The organism is Priestia sp. 40, from assembly GCF_049368575.1.
Lineage (GTDB): Bacteria > Bacillota > Bacilli > Bacillales > Bacillaceae_H > Priestia > Priestia zanthoxyli.
This window is the reverse complement of sequence record NZ_JBMPZA010000005.1, coordinates 295,464-312,876: the sequence shown is the minus strand read 5'-3', so window position 1 is coordinate 312,876 and position 17,413 is coordinate 295,464. Positions and strand designations below refer to the sequence as shown.

20 protein-coding genes are annotated in these 17,413 nt (G+C 37.3%); 14 read left to right on the top strand and 6 right to left on the bottom strand.

Annotation, left to right across the window (positions count from 1 at the left end):
- Positions 1-34: 34 nt before the first annotated feature.
- The 5 genes from ACO1DI_RS02665 (at position 35) to ACO1DI_RS02645 (ending at position 4,068) form a co-directional block, all read left to right on the top strand.
- A complete protein-coding gene (locus ACO1DI_RS02665; protein WP_195696269.1) occupies positions 35-739 on the top strand; it encodes an ABC transporter permease in 705 nt (234 codons plus the stop codon).
- Positions 740-784: 45 nt separating this feature from the next.
- Positions 785-1,654, top strand: a complete 870-nt coding sequence (locus ACO1DI_RS02660; RefSeq protein ID WP_195696270.1) for a DUF4097 family beta strand repeat-containing protein — start codon at positions 785-787, stop codon at positions 1,652-1,654.
- A 205-nt stretch (positions 1,655-1,859) separates the two neighbouring features.
- Complete coding sequence (locus ACO1DI_RS02655; protein WP_195696271.1) at positions 1,860-2,141, top strand: AbrB/MazE/SpoVT family DNA-binding domain-containing protein; 282 nt, start codon at positions 1,860-1,862, stop codon at positions 2,139-2,141.
- Between the two features lie 276 nt (positions 2,142-2,417).
- Entirely contained in the window at positions 2,418-3,131 is a 714-nt protein-coding gene (locus ACO1DI_RS02650) for a response regulator transcription factor (RefSeq protein WP_195696272.1), read from the top strand.
- Between the two features lies 1 nt (position 3,132).
- Positions 3,133-4,068: a sensor histidine kinase gene (locus ACO1DI_RS02645; RefSeq protein WP_195696273.1), complete on the top strand. Its 936-nt coding sequence runs from the start codon at positions 3,133-3,135 to the stop codon at positions 4,066-4,068.
- Positions 4,069-4,482: 414 nt separating this feature from the next.
- On the opposite strand, the gene ACO1DI_RS02640 is transcribed toward ACO1DI_RS02645, so the two are convergent.
- The gene (locus ACO1DI_RS02640) at positions 4,483-4,938 is read right to left on the bottom strand and encodes a MarC family protein (protein ID WP_195696274.1); all 456 of its coding nucleotides are present in this window, start codon (positions 4,936-4,938) and stop codon (positions 4,483-4,485) included.
- 86 nt (positions 4,939-5,024) lie between these two features.
- On the opposite strand from ACO1DI_RS02640, the gene ACO1DI_RS02635 reads away from it, so the two are divergent.
- Entirely contained in the window at positions 5,025-5,258 is a 234-nt protein-coding gene (locus ACO1DI_RS02635; RefSeq protein ID WP_195696275.1) for a hypothetical protein, read from the top strand.
- A 50-nt stretch (positions 5,259-5,308) separates the two neighbouring features.
- Here ACO1DI_RS02635 and ACO1DI_RS02630 read toward each other — a convergent pair whose 3' ends face one another.
- Positions 5,309-6,484 carry a NupC/NupG family nucleoside CNT transporter gene (locus ACO1DI_RS02630; protein WP_014458944.1) on the bottom strand — a complete coding sequence of 392 codons (1,176 nt, stop codon included), beginning with the start codon at positions 6,482-6,484 and terminating at the stop codon, positions 5,309-5,311.
- Between the two features lie 433 nt (positions 6,485-6,917).
- On the opposite strand from ACO1DI_RS02630, the gene ACO1DI_RS02625 reads away from it, so the two are divergent.
- On the top strand, positions 6,918-7,583 hold the full coding sequence (locus ACO1DI_RS02625; RefSeq protein WP_116740021.1) for an MOSC domain-containing protein: 666 nt from the start codon (positions 6,918-6,920) through the stop codon (positions 7,581-7,583).
- A 57-nt stretch (positions 7,584-7,640) separates the two neighbouring features.
- Here the strand turns inward: ACO1DI_RS02625 and ACO1DI_RS02620 are convergent, their stop codons facing one another.
- Positions 7,641-8,483: a C40 family peptidase gene (locus tag ACO1DI_RS02620; RefSeq protein ID WP_243556257.1), complete on the bottom strand. Its 843-nt coding sequence runs from the start codon at positions 8,481-8,483 to the stop codon at positions 7,641-7,643.
- A gap of 515 nt (positions 8,484-8,998) precedes the next feature.
- Between ACO1DI_RS02620 and ACO1DI_RS02615 the strand changes: the two genes are divergently transcribed.
- On the top strand, positions 8,999-9,913 hold the full coding sequence (locus ACO1DI_RS02615) for a DMT family transporter (RefSeq protein WP_423145044.1): 915 nt from the start codon (positions 8,999-9,001) through the stop codon (positions 9,911-9,913).
- Between the two features lie 48 nt (positions 9,914-9,961).
- Here the strand turns inward: ACO1DI_RS02615 and ACO1DI_RS02610 are convergent, their stop codons facing one another.
- Complete coding sequence (locus ACO1DI_RS02610) at positions 9,962-10,612, bottom strand: DUF975 family protein (RefSeq protein WP_243549683.1); 651 nt, start codon at positions 10,610-10,612, stop codon at positions 9,962-9,964.
- Positions 10,613-10,804: 192 nt separating this feature from the next.
- Here ACO1DI_RS02610 and ACO1DI_RS02605 point away from each other — a divergent pair, with 192 nt between their 5' ends.
- Positions 10,805-11,158, top strand: a complete 354-nt coding sequence (locus ACO1DI_RS02605; protein ID WP_243556261.1) for a DUF4181 domain-containing protein — start codon at positions 10,805-10,807, stop codon at positions 11,156-11,158.
- A 35-nt stretch (positions 11,159-11,193) separates the two neighbouring features.
- On the opposite strand, the gene ACO1DI_RS02600 is transcribed toward ACO1DI_RS02605, so the two are convergent.
- Entirely contained in the window at positions 11,194-12,207 is a 1,014-nt protein-coding gene (locus ACO1DI_RS02600; protein ID WP_243556263.1) for a S66 family peptidase, read from the bottom strand.
- Between the two features lie 148 nt (positions 12,208-12,355).
- Here ACO1DI_RS02600 and ACO1DI_RS02595 point away from each other — a divergent pair, with 148 nt between their 5' ends.
- Positions 12,356-12,868, top strand: a complete 513-nt coding sequence (locus ACO1DI_RS02595; protein WP_226701472.1) for a sigma-70 family RNA polymerase sigma factor — start codon at positions 12,356-12,358, stop codon at positions 12,866-12,868.
- A gap of 19 nt (positions 12,869-12,887) precedes the next feature.
- On the top strand, positions 12,888-14,051 hold the full coding sequence (locus ACO1DI_RS02590; RefSeq protein ID WP_423145043.1) for a DUF4179 domain-containing protein: 1,164 nt from the start codon (positions 12,888-12,890) through the stop codon (positions 14,049-14,051).
- A gap of 45 nt (positions 14,052-14,096) precedes the next feature.
- On the opposite strand, the gene ACO1DI_RS02585 is transcribed toward ACO1DI_RS02590, so the two are convergent.
- Positions 14,097-14,516 carry a MarR family winged helix-turn-helix transcriptional regulator gene (locus ACO1DI_RS02585; RefSeq protein ID WP_423145042.1) on the bottom strand — a complete coding sequence of 140 codons (420 nt, stop codon included), beginning with the start codon at positions 14,514-14,516 and terminating at the stop codon, positions 14,097-14,099.
- Positions 14,517-14,659: 143 nt separating this feature from the next.
- Between ACO1DI_RS02585 and ACO1DI_RS02580 the strand changes: the two genes are divergently transcribed.
- The 3 genes from ACO1DI_RS02580 to ACO1DI_RS02570 all read left to right on the top strand — a co-directional run bounded on the left by ACO1DI_RS02580 (position 14,660) and on the right by ACO1DI_RS02570 (position 17,077).
- Positions 14,660-15,007, top strand: coding sequence for a DUF6054 family protein (locus tag ACO1DI_RS02580; protein ID WP_014458955.1), 348 nt, complete (start codon positions 14,660-14,662; stop codon positions 15,005-15,007).
- A gap of 201 nt (positions 15,008-15,208) precedes the next feature.
- Positions 15,209-15,592 (top strand): FixH family protein, encoded by a 384-nt coding sequence (locus tag ACO1DI_RS02575; RefSeq protein ID WP_423145041.1) that lies wholly within the window; start codon positions 15,209-15,211, stop codon positions 15,590-15,592.
- Between the two features lie 279 nt (positions 15,593-15,871).
- Positions 15,872-17,077: a hypothetical protein gene (locus tag ACO1DI_RS02570; RefSeq protein WP_423145040.1), complete on the top strand. Its 1,206-nt coding sequence runs from the start codon at positions 15,872-15,874 to the stop codon at positions 17,075-17,077.
- Positions 17,078-17,413 lie beyond the last annotated feature (336 nt).

Sequence of the window (17,413 nt, the reverse complement as noted above, 5' to 3'; positions counted from 1 at the left end):
ACTTCTCAAACATCAATACTGGAGGCTAGTTAAAATGTTAAAACTTATGAAGTTAGAGTATAAGAAACATCACATATCACGGTATTTTAAGGGAATAGCAATCTCTATTGTATTAATCTTTGTTCTAGTTGCTCTTATGGGATGGGGATCCAGAAACGAAATTGAAACAATGTTCCCTGATTATACGTCTTTTATGTCTTTAGCTAATATTTTTATTAGAATCGTATTTATCACTTTTTCAGCTGTGCTTCTATCTCGCTTAGTAATAGACGAATACAAAAATAAAACAATGCACTTACTATTCACTTATCCTTTACAAAGAAAAAAAATAATGCAAGCTAAACTATTTATCGTTTTCTTATTCTGTTTTGTAAGTATTGTTATTGCTACTTTTGTTATTAACTTGTTAACTTTTTGGATTAGTCCACATTTATATTTATTTGAAAAGCCTGTTAAAATGAGTGAAATTATTTCTACTGTGCCTTCGACCCTTATTACTGCCCTTATGATGGCTGGTGTAAGCCTAATTCCTTTGTTTTTTGGTATGAGAAAGAAATCAACTGCTGCGACAATTACTTGGGCTGTAATCATTGGTTTTCTAATTAACGCGTCAGTTTCTAATGGAGGAGAAACAGTCAGCTTAAGTGAATTTATCGTAATTCCTACAGTATTTTGTCTTTTTGGGCTTTTAATTGGTTATCTTTCTTATCGCAAGGTGGACAAAATGGATCTAGTATAAACAAAAAACATAATTATTTTCACAACGTAATTAGGAGGAAAAGAAATGAAAAAAATTATATCGACTTCTTTAGCATTAGCTTTAATTGGAGGGTTTGCTTTTAGCTCGTATGATGCAGAGGCAAAAAGTTTTGATAAAAACAAATCTTATAATGCAGAGAATATTAATACCTTAAAAGTATATAGTGATTCGTGGGACGTAAGGTTTAAAAAGAGCAACTCAAACGAAGTAACTATTTCCGCTGAGGGGAAGCAAAAAGGGAAAGAACCTGTTACATTCAAAACAGATGGAGAAACCTTAGTGATTAAGCAAAAAGATCAAAAGAAAAGTGGCTTTTTTGGAGGATTTACTTTTGGCAAGAGTGGTACTATTTATATTAATGTCCCTAAATCAAAAATTAACAATATTAAATTGAATAACAAAAACGGGGATATAGAACTAAGTAAAATTTCTGCTAAAAACGTCACAGTGAAAAACAATTCTGGTGATGAAAAAATTAAAGGTCTAAATGTTGAAAATGGAAAGTTTTCATCTAGTGATGGAATGTTGAGTTTTGAAAACAGTACTTTTAAATCTTTAAAAGTTGTCTCTGCAAGTGGTGATAACTATATGGAAAACGTAAGTGCTTCTAAAGCTAAAGTTTCTTCAAAAGATGGAGTAGTTCAAATTAAGGGAATGAAAGAGGGAAAATCTTTAGCAGTGAAGACTACCTCTGGTGACATAGGTGTTTCATATAAAAAAGCTCCAACATCTCTAACGGTGGATGCTACAAGTAAATCTTCGGACGTAAACCTGAAATTAGACGGATATAAGAAAAGTAGTGGCAGTGAAAACTCACAAAGTGGTAAGGTAGGTCAAGGTGAAAATATACTAGAATTAACAAGTAACGATGGTGTTATAAATGTAAAAAATTAATTATTGTTTAATGGTTGCGGAGAACGTTGAGAATTAAATTGTTAAACGTATTATTAATTCTCTTTAGAAATGCTGTCTTAATAACTTTTTAAGAACAGCATTTTTTAGTGAATATTTGTAGGCCTTAAACCTTATAAGTTAAATAACTCATAAGCAGTAATGCTAAATATCTACATAAGTAACAGGTTAGAAAGGAAGAATATAAATGAAATCCACTGGAATTGCTAGAAAAGTAGATAGTTTAGGAAGAATTGTGTTACCAAAAGAATTGCGTGTTGCTAGAGATATAAGTGTTGATACTTTAATGGAGATATTTGTAAGAGAAGATGAAATCGTTTTGAAAAAATTTGAACCTTATAATAAATGTGCTGTTACCGGTGAGGTATCCCAACATAATATTTCTTTACTCCACGGTCAGTTGAGTCTTAGCCCTGAAAGTGTAAAGAAATTAGTGAAAGAATTAGAATGTCTTCTAATAAGGCATTAACAAGAATGAAAATAGCTCGAAAGATTATAAAGATTGTTTATTTTTTCGGGCCAAGCATAAAAGACGGTTAGACGACTAACTTTTACTAATTAAGTGAAAAGTGGTCGTCTATTTATTATGGATTAAGTCTATCAAATAATGAAATATATATTACTTTTGGATAAAAAAGGGTTTATAATGTAATAGAATTACTTGTTAAATAATTTAGATTTATAATAAGTGGATCCTATATGACAAGAACATCGAAATATTGAAAGGTTTTAGGAGTGAAAAACATTGAGTCAAAAAATATTAATTGTAGAAGATGATAAGTACATTAGTGATATGGTTAATGAGAGTTTAACAAAAGAAGGCTTTGAAGTTACAGCTGTTTTTAACGGTGAAGAGGCACTGGAGATACTAAGGATACAAACGTATAATGTGATATTACTCGATCTTATGCTTCCTAAAATAGACGGTATGGAATGTTTAAGAATAATTCGTTCTAACAGTATGGTGCCGGTCCTTATAATGTCTGCAAAAGACGAAGATGTAGATAAGGCACTTGGTCTTGGTTTTGGTGCGGATGATTATATTTCCAAACCATTCTCTATGCTCGAATTACTGGCTCGCATTAAAGCAATTCTTAGAAGAGAAACGCACTATATGCAGTCACGCATATTAGAAGAAAATGAAGAGGGTTTCAGTCAGATTGTGAAAATAGGGGAATTAAGTGTTGATATGGATAGTTTCTCAGTAAAAAAACTCGAGAAGGAAATAAACCTCACTGCAAAAGAGTTTAGTATTCTAAAATTATTTATTTCTAACCCTACTCACGCATACACCAAGTCTCAACTATATAAAGCAGTATGGGAAGATGATTACCACGGAGATGAGAACGTAATCAATGTTCATATTAGACGACTTAGAGAAAAGATTGAAGACGACCCATCTCATCCAACCTATATAAAGACTTTGTGGGGGATAGGTTATAAATTGGGGGATTTATAAAATGTTTTATTTAATATTAATCCTATTAGTATGCTCCATAGGTATAAATATATTTGTTTTTCACGGTAGAGTGAAACAAAGAACAGAAGTTAAATACATAAGGAACAAACTACAAGCTATTATTGACGAAGAAACAAGCGAGAGACTATTGTTATATACAGATGATAAATATATAAAATCTTTACTAATACAGATTAACCGATTATTAGAGCATAATCAAAAGACAGTAGCAAATTATAATAATATAGAGATTTCAATGAGGAAAATGCTATCAAATATTTCACACGATTTAAAAACACCTTTAACTGTTATTTTAGGTTATATCGAAATTATAAATAGTGATAAAGATTTGAATCCAGAAAAAGTGAGTAGTCTGCTGAAAACCATTAACTTAAAGACAGTGGAGGTGCTAGAATTAATAAATCGCTTTTTTGAACTAGTGAAACTTGAGTCTGGAGATAAAAAGTTAGGCATTTCAAGAATTGATATTTGTGAAATAAGTAGAAAAATAATATTGGATTATTATCAAATTCTAATGAATAAGGAATTTGAGGTTTTAATTGAAGTTCCAGAAGAACCAGTATTTGTACGAGGGGATGAAAATGCAATAGAAAGAGTTCTTAATAATTTAATTTCTAATGCAATTCAATATGGGTCTGACGGTAAAACAATTGGTTTAAAGCTTAGAACCATTGAAAATAACGTTTATATAGAAGTATGGGACAAAGGGAAAGGAATAAATGAATTGCACAAAGATCGAGTTTTTGAACGAATGTATACATTAGAAGACTCCAGAAATACTAATTATCAAGGAAGCGGATTGGGACTAACGATTACCAAAAGGTTAGTAGAGCAGATGGGTGGCAATATATCTTTAGATAGTATTCCTTTCCAAAAAACAACTTTTACTGTTGGACTAAAACGTATAAGGTTCTAATAAAGTCTAACCAGCTTTTTCTTTACATACAGAGGAATGCTAGACGGATTTTCAGAATTTGTATATTTACCAAATGACCCGAGACCTTTAAAGAGAGGTTTGGATCGAGACTCCACCATATTATTATTGAGGATGCAAGTCATGTACTTTACATGGATCAACCAGAACGAGTAATTCATATTATTAGAGATACATTACAAAGAATTCAAACGTGAAAGAGGTGTATATCATATTTATTCTTAGTTTACATAAAGTACCCTATAGAAATCAAACACACGAAGAACCCTTGTGGCAGTGAGATTCAGCTAAGGGTTCTTTTGTTTCGTATGAAGCTTTTTATACACCTTTAATTTAATAACATTCAATAGATAAGAGAATGAACACACTATGTATAAAAAGCCGTACGCCCATTCGTTACAGATGAGGAAATAAGCCGTGAACGCCTTCTGCAATCATCTGTATAGCCATTACGGCCAATATTAGTCCCATTAACCGTGAGATAACGTTTAATCCATTCTGACCAAGCTTGTTAATAATGGATGTAGAATAATAGAAAAGGAGAAACGTTACTCCCAGTATAAGCGTATAGCTAATCAATACACTCCCAAGGTTTTCTATTGAATATGAGCTATGAGACATGACTGTCGCAATGATTCCGGGTCCAGCCATAATCGGAAGAGCAAGAGGAGTAATCGAAATATCATTTTGAGAAGCTGCAGCTTCTTGCTCATGCGAATGAGGGCTTTGTGCATTCGATGGTTTAGCATGCAGCAAACTATAAGCGATGCCAAAGATTAAAATTCCTCCCGCGACGCGAAAAGCATGAATCGTGATGCCAAACATTGAAAAGATGAAACCGCCTAAAAGCAATGAAAAAAGCTCTCATTTTTTGTTCAGCTCTTATACTCCTAGTCTTAGGCGCAGAAATTTACATAAATCATTCGAAAGAAAAACAAATGGAGCAAAAACAAAATGATCAAATGTTCCATAAGGCGGAGCAGGCAGCCGTTACATATTTTAAAGAAAAAAGACATAAAGACCTAGTGGTGGAAAAAGCAGATTTTGCGGACCATGGTTTTGATTATATAGAGGTAACGGGAAAGGTGAAAGAAGATAACTCTAAGCAATACTTAGTAAACGTCAGCTACAATGATAACTACCGTGTTACTTCTATTGTTGATATGGATTAAAAGCAGATAGAGAAGTTAAAAAAGCACTCACCAACGTGAGTGCTTTTCCATTAAATAAACAATCCAACCATAATACCTGTTAAAATCGATCCCATTGTTGCAACTAGCAGCATCTTCAAGCCAAACTTTGCAACGCGTGAAGCTTGTTCGCCGTTGATTGCTTGGATCGTACCAAGAACGATACCGATTGAGCTGAAGTTGGCAAATGAGATTAAGTAAGCTGATACGATACCAATCGTTTTTTCAGAAAGGTTAGGCATCATTTTTTGGAAGTCAAGCATCGCAACGAATTCGTTTGCTACTACTTTTGTTCCCATTACGCCGCCGGCTCTCATTAGTTCGTCTGCCGGGATACCCATGATAAAGGCAATTGGATAGAAGATATAGCCTAAAATGTCTTGAACGGTTAATCCGATGACGCCGTTTAATACGTAGTTCACTAATGCTAAAAGACCAACGTACGTTACAAGCATTGCTGCTACGATTAACGCAACGCGTCCGCCGTCTAGTGCTCCGTCACCGATTGCTTCAAACAGTGTACCTTGCTTAGCAGGCGCTTTGATATCGACTTCGTTTTCATCTTCCACTTTTACAGGTGCAACGATAGAAGAAACGATTAAGCCAGAGAATACGTTTAGCGGAAGGGCAATTAATACGTATTCAGCCGGAATCATCTGCATGTATGCGCCTAAAATCGAACAAGAAACGGATACTAAAGATGTTGTTGTAACGATAAATAAACGGTTTGGTGTTAAACCTCCGATGTGGTTTTTCACCGCAATTAGCGCCGTTGTATCACCAAAAATCATCGCGTTCACCGCTGTGAAGCTTTCAATTTGGGGAAGTCCGGTAATTTTTGAAACAAGTCCTCCGATATATTTGATCCCAAAGGGTAAAATACGAGAGTAGTTTAAAATACTTAATAATGCTGAAACGAATACAATCATAACTAACGTTTGGATAAAGAAAATGCCTTTTCCTGCAAGATCTCCAAACACGAACGAAATTCCGTCGTTACCAAATGATAAGATCTTTGTAAATACACTCGTGATAAAGTCAAGCACCTTGCGACCAATCGATGTATTCATCATAAAAGCAGAGATAGCAAGCTGAATAACCAGCATAACTGCGATGCCTTTGTAGTTGATAAGTTTCTTGTCGTTTGACATGAGGAACGCAACTGCTAAGACAATTACAATTCCGATAATTCCCATTAAAATTGACATTTACTTTTCTCCTTACATGTACTCTATATTTATAAAAGAGGGACGTGCATAGAAATGACTATGTAAATCGGCCTCTATTTTATACAAAAACGGAACTTCTACGCCAATTTTGTTAAAAATGGGCAAAATTTTTTAGGCCATTGTAAAAAATGACGTAAGTGTAAAATAATATTTACTATGTGCTAATATGTAAAAAAACATGCAGAACTGACATAATAACTTATATTTCGACAGCCTCTACTATCTTAAATCATTTCGAACAAAAGAAAAAGAGGAAATGAAGATATTTTTAATATAATTGTGAAATATTTTTTAAACTTTCATGATATTGCCAAGATTTTAGTGGAATACACAAAAAATCAGAGCGCCATCTTTAAAATGTGGTAAAATATGACGTAATTAGTAAGGGAAAACGGGGAAGGGAGAGGTACGAATGAATCAACGTAAAATAATTCATTTAGCAACCGGCATGCCTGAACAAATGGCATACAGTCCTGACAAAGAAATGCGCACAGGCATATGCAAGAAGCAAGTAGACGAGACCTTTTTAGCAAAAGAAGGGTTTCAAGGCGACGGCGTAGCGAACTTAAAGTATCACGGCGGACCGGATCGTGCGGTGTGCGTGTATCCGTATGAGCACTATAAAAAATGGAACGAAGAATTTGATACGGAGCTGCCGATGTCTGCGTTTGGAGAAAATCTTGTCTTAGCGGGCATGGTTGAAAAAGACGTATGCATTGGAGACGTTTATCAAGTGGGGGACGCTGTTATTCAAGTGACGCAAGGTCGAAATCCATGCGATACGATTACAAAGAGAACGGGCGTTAAAGGTCTTTTAAAACGAATGATTGAGACAAGCTATACCGGCTACCTTTGCCGCGTGCTGAAAGAAGGCACAATTACGAAAGACGCGGAAGTGAAATTAATTCAAGCTCATCCAGATCAAGTATCTGTGTGGTTCACGCTTGATTTATATTTCCATCATTCAAAAGATGTAGAAGGGATGAAGCGGGCGTTAGAAGTTTCTGAACTTGCGGAAGACTGGAAAAATAAATTTCAAACGCGTATTGAAAAGGCTCTTTCTGTCGCGCAGCGATAAAAAGTAAATGCCCTCCAATCGTTAGAACGTATCTAACGATTGGAGGGCATTTTTTTCTTAGAAGCGTCCGTATCCTAAGAAATGATCTTGATAGTAAGAAACATCTAGGTCAGCTACTGCTACGCCGTGTGAACCAGCATGAATCATTTGGCCGTTTCCGATGTAGATTCCCATGTGAGATGGGCCGCTTGTGTATGTGTTTTGGAAGAATACTAGATCTCCTGGTTGTGGAGACGAAATTTTTGTCGCCATGTTCCAGTAGTTTGCTACGCTTGTACGTGAAATGCTGTGACCGCTATGGTTGAACACGTATGCGATAAAGCCTGAGCAGTCAAATCCGCTTGGTGTGTTTCCTGCCCATTGGTAAGGTGATCCTACTAAACTACGTGCAACATTTACTGTGCTTCCAGAAGCCGTGCTTGTTGTTGGAGCAGGTGCTGGTGTGCTTGTTTCTTTTGCTGCAGATGTAGATGCTGTAGAAGTAGAAGGAGTTGATGTGCTTACACCTTTTACTTGGCTTGTTGTACTTGGTTTACCTGATGCAATTGTTACGTAGCTTGAGCTTTTTGAAATCCATTTGTTTGGTGCAATTTCAACTAAGCCGTTTGCTTCTTTTAAAATAGCAAACTCTTGGCCTTGTGTTGCAGTTCCAACGACTGTAGATGAAAAGCTAGCTCCTTGACGAATATTTAACGCACTCACGTTTACGATGACTTTTTGATTAGTAGTAGTAGTTGCTTGTTGTTGAGGTACGCTTGGCGTTACCTTTTCTTGTACGGGTGCTGGTGCAGCGCCTCCGTCATTTGCACTTGCTGAAGTTGTGCTAAATGTTAGGGCAGCGGGAACAAGTAATGCTGCTAACCCCATATTCATAACTGTACGATTTGCTTTCTTTAGCATGTTCTTTCTCCCTTTCCATAACTTGTTTTATTCACAACTGTGAGTCTATCAATCCTGACAGGAAAAGTAAACATCTAATTCCAAATTACGACATTTTGTAACATAGTTTTAATATTAAAGGGCGATATAAGTAGAATTGTCACCTTCTCTGTAATAATTCTGACAATTTATCTAGGTAGAAATGTTTAGGAGATTCATAGATTTATTAGAAAATATGTAAGCTAAATGAAAAAGGGGAACAGAAACCCAGCAGCTGAATGGCTTCAAGGCTTTTAGGATGTATAAAAGCTGTAGGTAAAAAGTGATATCGCCATTAGCGATACACTTTATTTTTTTCTAAATGAGCACATAGAGAAGAAAGATACGCTGTCATAAAAGAAACTCAGTTACTATAACTGCTATACATAAATTACATCAAAAGCATCCAGTTGAAGCGAGTAAAAAAGAAGCGTAGTATACAAGGAGGAATGAACGCGTGAATCATTTACATTCATATATGTAGGAGTGGTTGTTGTATGAAACAGTCATCATCTTTTATTAATGGGATTCTTTTAGCTGCTCTTGTACTGATTTGGGGATTAACATGGCCGATATCGAAGCTGGCGCTTGGCTATTCATCGCCTATTTTGTTATCTGGACTGCGGTCATTAAGTGCGGGAATCATCTTATTAGCAGTCGCACTTCCAAGATATAAACAACTTCACTGGAAGCAGAACTGGCGTAAATATATGGTGTCAGGTCTATTTAATTCAATCTTATTCTACGGCCTTCAAACAATTGGACTTATGTTTATGCCAGCAGGCGTCTTCAGTGTGATTGTCTACTTGCAGCCGGTGCTCATCGGCATCATTGCATGGCTGTGGATTGGAGAAAGCATGAACGCTGTGAAGATAGGGGGCTTGCTTCTTGGTTTTGTAGGTGTAGCTACTATCAGCATGGGAGAATTATCTGCTAATGCTTCAGCCGTTGGAATTCTTTTAGCTGTGCTTACGGCAATGAGCTGGGCGATTGGAACTGTCTATATCAAACGTATTAGCAATAGCGTAGACGGCATTTGGCTTATTACCATTCAAAGTCTTGTCGGCGGAGTGGTTATGACAGCAGCCGGCAGCGGAGTGGAAGGATGGTCTCATATGGTGTGGAATTCATCATCTGTGCTGCTGCTTTTATTTTTAGCGCTGTTTTCTGTTGCCGTTGCGTGGCTCATTTATTTTTATTTAATCAGTCAAGGAGATGCCAGCAAAGTGGCGTCGTTTAATTTTCTTGTGCCCATTATTTCAATTATCATCGGCACGCTCTTTTTAAATGAACCGTTTACGTCTTCCCTTTTTGTAGGCTTGGTGCTGATTATTGTCAGTATTTATTTAGTGAATAAAAAAGCGAAGGATCATAAGTCAAAGCCCTCTGATGGAGGAGACCAGGCGGCTTAAAGCTAGCTATAAAAAAACCGTATTCGCAACTCGAATACGGTTTTTCGTTTATTCAGCGACTTCTGCTTCATTTGCTTTTAGCTTTTCATAAAATACGCCAAGCGAAGTCGTTACATACGGAACGAGCCATAATAACCCGATGCCAAGCGTAATCATACTTAAAATTCCCCAGCCGATAAAGCTTAACAGGAGTAAAAAGTAGGTCCACTTGTAGCCGTTCATTAACCGTCTGCTTTCAGTAATAGACTGGTTGACCGAATAATCTGGGTTATCGCGGAATACGTAGTAAGCCTGTGAATAGGCAAGACTTTTGATGATGCCAGGAATAATTAATAAAATACTCCATAGCACGGTATAAATAATCGTTAGTAAGTAAAGTCCGAGTGTTCTAAAGTATAAGCCTGCAGATGAAAACGAATCAAACACACTTTTAACGCAGACGTTTTCTCCTCTTACTAAACGGAGCAGTACCCAGTAGTAAGAAAAAAAGAGCGGTACGAGCAGCAGGGATACAATATTAGCTAAGGTAGACTGAGAGTATTCGGTTTCAGACCCGCTTGGAAATCCGTTAACAAGAAAGTCAATAAGTCCTGGAATACCGGCAGCGATTAGATACGTAACGAACGTAAGCAGTACAGCGAATCCCCAGCGGTTTTTCAGCGCTGCGAGTGCACCTTGCTTCACTTCTTTTATTTTCATAACGTGATGTCCCCCTCTAGATGAGTTTATACAGAGAATTTAACCTGTACATTAGTCAATATATTAGCGATTTTTAAATATATGAATGCTTGCACTAATAAGTTGGATAAAGTTTTTTAGATGCTTGAAATTTATGGAAAGTTCTTTAAAATGGAAGTATAAGGATATTTTAAGTCGGAAGGAGGGACGGAAATGACGCTTGTGTATTTGCTGATTCTGGCAGTCGTTTATATCTTTCTGGATCTTGCCATGCGAAAGAAGCTGCATACAAAGATGAAAAAAAGCTATTGGAGAAGCTTTAAAGGAAGGCGTCCGCTGTTTATCACACTTGAAATGGTGATGCTTGCTGCGTTTTTAGTGCTGATTTTCGTTATACCTCCAGCCTACACCTCCGTTTTTATGTTTCTTTTCTTTTTTCTCCTGTACGTAATTCGAGGATTTGAAGAATGGAAGTTTGAAAGAAAACAAAAAGAGCACTACCACTCGTGGTTTGGTGCAACTTTTTTCTTATTTGGGACGTTTATATTACTGATGACAGATATGTAAAAAAACAAGAGAACGAAAAAAGTTCTCTTGTTTTTTTATGTAAAGCATTGAACAACTGTGCCCTTATCTCTCTCTACGTTAACACTCGCATACGCGCCGTTAATAAGCGTGAGCTGAGGAGGGAGGTGGCCGCAGTCGATGTCATAGATAACTGGAATATGTAAGTCAGAAGCAAGGTCATGATACACATCTTCAGCGGTATAGGAATCAACGGGTTCATTAGCTATGCTTCTGCCAAATAAAATACCCGAGCAGTTATCAAACCAACCCGCTAGCTTAAGCTGAAGAAGCGAACGGCGAAGGTCTACAGTCGTCAGTTCACAGTTGTCAAAATACCAAATCACCGGTTCAGCAGGAATATGTTTTTCTCGAAAAGCTTTTACATCTCCAAAAGGAGTTCCTACCAAGTGCCTGATTACGTCAATACATCCTCCGAGCAGGCGTCCTTGGATATGAACGTCGCTTGACGCTGTGTGCTTCCAAGCCGTTTGCTCGGTTAAATGAAACACGCATGGTGACGGGTTATCGTGCTGCCATTCTGTTTGATAGCAATCAGAAGAAACTTGAGCTACGCTTTCTCCTTTTTTGGTCGTCAGCACCTGCTGCCACATCGCAGTCGTTGGATCCCAGTATTCTCCTCGCAAGTCCACAAAGTTGGTTCCATGAGCCGTTGCAATCCCGGTATTAAGTATAATAGCCAGCAAAAGAACGCTGGTGTCAGAGTAACCAAGCACCCATTTTGCTTTCCATTTCGTAAAGTCGAGATGTTCAAGAATTTCAATCAGCAGCTCGCCTCCCCAAGGCGGGATAACGATATCAATGTTTTCATCTTCTATCATGGCTTGAAGTTCACTTGCCCGTTTTTTAGGAGAAGAAGATTTTGCTTTGTGCTGTGTCCAAACGGTTTCTCCCGGTATAACAGAAAAGCCTTTTTCTTTCATCCTTTCACACGATAAAGAAAACATGGAGTGAAGAGCTTGAGGTACACCAGAAGACGGTGCGGTTACGCCGATAGTTGGGTTGGATGTCAGAAAAGGATAGGTAATCATAGCGGCCTCCTTCAAAGGTTTTAGCTTATTTTACCAGCGGGAGAAATACTGAACAAGCTTATTTTTAATTTAATTTAGGAAGATTGATAGGTTTTGTAAAAAGAATCCGTATTAATAGATGTAAAAGCAAGCGGAAAGGAGCAATGTCATGGAAGATGACTGGATTATTGCGTGTATAACGCGGAAAAAAGAAAAAGGATTAGAGCTGTTAATCGATCAGTACGGAGGGTTAATTACGGCCATTGTACGTAAGCATCTAGGCACGCTGAAAGGTTATGAAGAAGAGTGTGTAAACGACGTATTGTTAGCCGTGTGGCATCATATTCACCGCTTTGATTCGGGAAAAAATACGTTTAAAAACTGGGTTGCGGCTGTTGCTAAGTACAAAGCCATCGACTATCAGCGCAAATACATAAAAACGCAGCACGAAGCGCTTGGCGAAGCGGAGTTTGGTGAAACATCAGGAGTTCATAATGTTCAAGGGGACGACGTGGAAGAACTTTTAGGTCACTTAAATGAAGGAGACCGTGAGCTGTTTAAAGCGTATTACTTACAAGAAATCGAGCTGAAGCAAATTGCTAAAAAGCAGCAGACCACCATCAGCAATTTATACAACCGGCTGTCGCGCGGACGAAAAAAGTTAAAAGCTATTTTTAAATAAGAAATAAGGAGGGACAAAGATGAAAAATCAGTATGACTTATTAAATGGATCTTCTATAGATGTTGATGAATATGAAGAAATCGAGCTAACGGCAAGCGAGAAAAAACGAATGAAAAAACGTTTAAAACGTGAAATAAAGCCGGCGCGGAAAAAAGCGCGTCCGCTGATTGCCGCTGCGGTGCTGCTGCTTGCTGTGACGCCTGTGATGATACAAAACGAAACGGTATGGGCATCGGCTGTGCGAATCAGTCAGCAACTTGGTCAGCAAATCGAGCTGCTTATGAACAAGCCTGAAGGCAGCTTGAGCAGCTATAAAAAAACGGTAAATGAAACGGCAACGGACCAAGGCATTCAAGTAAAAGTAAATGAACTGATGCTTGATGACGGACAGGTGCTGCTCGGGTTGACGATCAGCGCAGATGAAATTAGAAGAACCGCACTAGGACTTAACCAAAACGCGCCAATTCGACTGGGAGAGCTGCGTGTAAAAATTGGAAACATGTCGTTTTTTGATTCCGCTTCAAGTATTAGAGAGGAACCAATCAAAAACAAAGACGGAAGCTGGGACTACTTGTATGCTTTAAAATTAACGCAAGCGGACACGAACGGAGACGGGAAAATCGATGTGGAAGGCTACAACGTGCTAGATCATATTGATCCAAACAAAAACTATCAAATCAGCGCGCAGTTCACAAGCCTCGAATTTGAAAAGAATCCTGGTCAGACGAAAAGCGGGAACTACCGGGATTCGTACGGAGAAATTAAAGGGAATTGGACCGTACACACCAGCGTAAACGGCTCAAAAATTATTGCTGATACTAAAGTGTATCCGTTAAACAAAGAAATTCCGATTAACGAAAAAGGAATAGAAGGTGTATTGTCCATTAAAGAAGTTCGCGTATCGCCTGTTTCGATTAAAATGCACTATACGTTTACAGCATCAAAAGGAAGTATCCGAGGCGGAATGGATGTCGGTGTAGACATAAAAGACCAAAACGGAAGAAATCTTTCTGAAAGCGGCAGTGGAGGAGGAACAGACACAGTCATAGAGATGGACGGAGAGTACCGAAATGATAAGGACGTCACTATGCTTCGATTTATTCCGTATGTAAGTGATCACGAAAAAGACTGGTCAAAAGACTTAACCTCGGACGCCTTTAATTTGAAGGTAAATGACAACTAACACAAATAAAAACCAGATGCCTGCTTAGCGGGCATCTGGTTTTTATTAAACATCCATTTTATTTAACAAGCGAAGAAACGTCTGTAATTCTTCATCCGTAAAATGGCTAAGCTTTTCACCATATTCTTGGGTGAGTACTTTTTCCATTTCCTCTGCAAACGCTTTTCCTTTATCCGTAATCGATAAGTAGACAACGCGGCGGTCTTTTTGACTGCGTACGCGCGTGACAAATTCTCTTTCCATGAGACGGTCGCTGACGCACGTCATGCTGCTGTTTGAGATGTGCATATGCTCAGCAATCTCAGAAACGATATGATTGCCTTCTTTATACAGCAGGCGAAGCGCTAAAAATTCATTTAAAGGAATATATGATTTTAAAGTGGGGATAACCGATAGCTGCATTTTTTTCGTTTGGTTTCGCATCGTGGAAACCACATTTTGGATAAGTTCATCTCGTGTATTCATTGAAGTTGTGTGCTCCTTTTTCCGTTCAAACAATTTCTTTTCTTTTCTATTGTACCATATTGTTTATAAAGATAACGGGCAGGTTTTTTTAAGAGAAACAGAGAAGTATTATCTATCTGTTTTGATGGAAAGGGGCTGGAGTAATGAGTAAGGTCATTGAATTTAAAACGACGCTGCTTCCTTTTGATGGAGCAAAAAAGCTTGTGAACGCAAATAATTCGGAAAGTGACTTATTATACAAAGAATATTATGATCTCGGAGACGGCAAGCAGATGTGTACGCTTGTGTTTGAACGCTATTTTTTCCGCACCGGCGGCAGAGGATCACTAACCATTATTTTAGAAAATGTGTCGGGTCCAAACAAAGTAAAGTGTATTCCTTCAGGAAGCGCAGAAGGGGTATTAAATATTGACTGGGGAGCAAGCAAAGATTTTGTACGATGGGTAGAAAACGCACTGTCTGCTTATACGCTAGAAGAACCGCAGAGATAAAGGTAAAGCTGGAGAAGGCAATAAGCTTCTTCAGCTTTTTTGTGAAGGAAATGACGATTAGAGAAATGAAAAAATGTAAAAACTACTGTGGAAATAAGAACTTTATGTGGACAATAAGTGTTTTTTCTCTTTTTACCAGATAAATGAGTATAATATGAAATTGCAGGAAGACTTTACATTTACATAACAAAGGAGAACATAATGAAAAAACTCAGCATCGTAATATTTGTTTTAATGATAGCTATAGTAGGCTGTTCAAAAGGAAATGATTCACGTTCAAAAGAAGTAAAAGGAACGATTGAAGTACCGGAATCCATTCAAGCAAATGAACAAGTCAAGCTTAAAGTCCTTGTAATGCAAGGAGACAAAAAAGTGGAAAACGCCGATGACGTACAGTTTCAAGTTGAAAAAGAAGGCTACATCAATCAAGAAATGACAAAAGCACCGCACGAAGGAAAAGGCGTCTACAGCACGGACTATACGTTTAAAGAAAGCGGTGAATATACGATTACCGCTCACGTTACGGTAGACGGTGACATGAAAATGTTTACGAAAAAAGCAGAGGTAGGTAAGTCTAAAGAGTAGTACCTTATATAGCCATTTAAAAAGAGAATGCCTTGTGCATTCTCTTTTTTTCATAAGGTCGCTTCTTCAATGTCTTTTAGCGTCAGCACAAAATGGTTTAATTTTTTAATCATTTCGTTTCTTCCTAGATAGCAGACCAAACGTTAGGAAGCTTATGTTAAAATTAGGATAATAATAGTAATCTTGTTCAACTGACGAGGAAGTAAAGTTGAACAAGCCCTTTTTTCTAAAAAAGAATATTCTCTTTCCTTAGGGAATTAACAATTGGGGACGAAAAGAATGAATCATTTTCTGAATCAAATTGCCAAGGACTTAACTAATACGAACTTAGAAAGGTATTGGCCCAATTTTGAACTTGTTGCCTATGCATTGTATGACGAAAACAGTGTATTCCTGTTCAATCATCCTAGGTATAATAACATTCCTCCTAAATCATATGAAATTTTAAAACGGGACGAGCAGTTTTTGGGAAATACGCTTATTCTATTTGATGGCTATCCTACGGCTATTGCTGATATAGAACTGTACGATGACTATGAAGGACTTTTTTCGATATTGGTTCACGAATTATTCCACGGAAATCAATATGTAAAAGGGGAAAAACGCTTTCCTGATGAAACGCTGGGAATAACCTACCCCTTAACAAAAGAGAATGTAGAAATTCGAAATCGCGAAAGGAAAAGTCTTTATAATGCATTGATAGAAACTGGTATCAGTAAAAAGAAGCAGTATTTGAACGAGTTTATCAGTCTAAGGGAAAAAAGGTCAGAAGGAATAAAAGAGCATCTAACATATGAAAATTTAATTGAATCTGTTGAAGGGCCTGCCTGGTACGTTGAACTAAAGGCTTTTTCAGAAAAATCTTCGCTCGCTAATGATTTGGTTTTAAAAAAATATGGGAAAAATCTAATAGACGTGGTTGAATCCACTTCTAATACAAGGCGGAGCTGTTATAGTTCAGGCTTATTTATGTGTTTGCTGCTAGATGAATTGTCACTTGATTGGAAGGAAAGTTTTTTTGAGACTAAAACAACACTATTTGAGTTAATTAAACTTCTTGATATTGCCCCTCGAAAACAGGCAATTGAAGAGGTTCAAATAAGCCCGGAAACAGAAGCAGCAGTAAATTTTGCGGTTGAATCAAGGAAGAAAGAACTGGATGAATTCGAAGCACAGATAGGGACCCATCTTTTCATTGAAGGAGAAATCATTGCTTTATCCTTTGATCCAATGAATATCATCCCTTTGGAAGGCAGGTTATTACATAAAAATTGTATAAAAGTAAGGATAAATAACCAAGAATACCTTATTCAACAACCATCTCTTACTTATTGTGCGGATGGATTAAAAGATATAAAAAAATTACTCATCGTATTAAAGGATAAACCATTGGAAACAGGTGATTCCCTTTTAATTACTGGTATCGGAGAAATAAAGGGGCGGTATACAATACAAGGAGATACGATCAATTTGGTAGTTAATTAGATGTGTTAAAAATTTAAATACATATATGAATGGAGATGCTCGTATGTCTATGGGGATACTTTCTTTAATCACTTTTGTTATCTGGTTTGTAGCCATTCAAGAGTTTTTAAAACCTGAAAAGAATCAGAGTAACCGAAAGATAATGATGTTAACATCCGCAGGCTCCTTGCTGACGTTAGTTTTGACCATTTCACTTTTTCAAACCCTATAAAAATACTTCTAAAAGCGGTTTTTCCTAGGCTATAAGAAGCGGAATAGGGCTCACCTTTCTTTTTTTTGCTCCGCGTATTCTGCAGAAAAAAAGAAAAAGAAGCATGTGAACTGATGGTTCGCAGG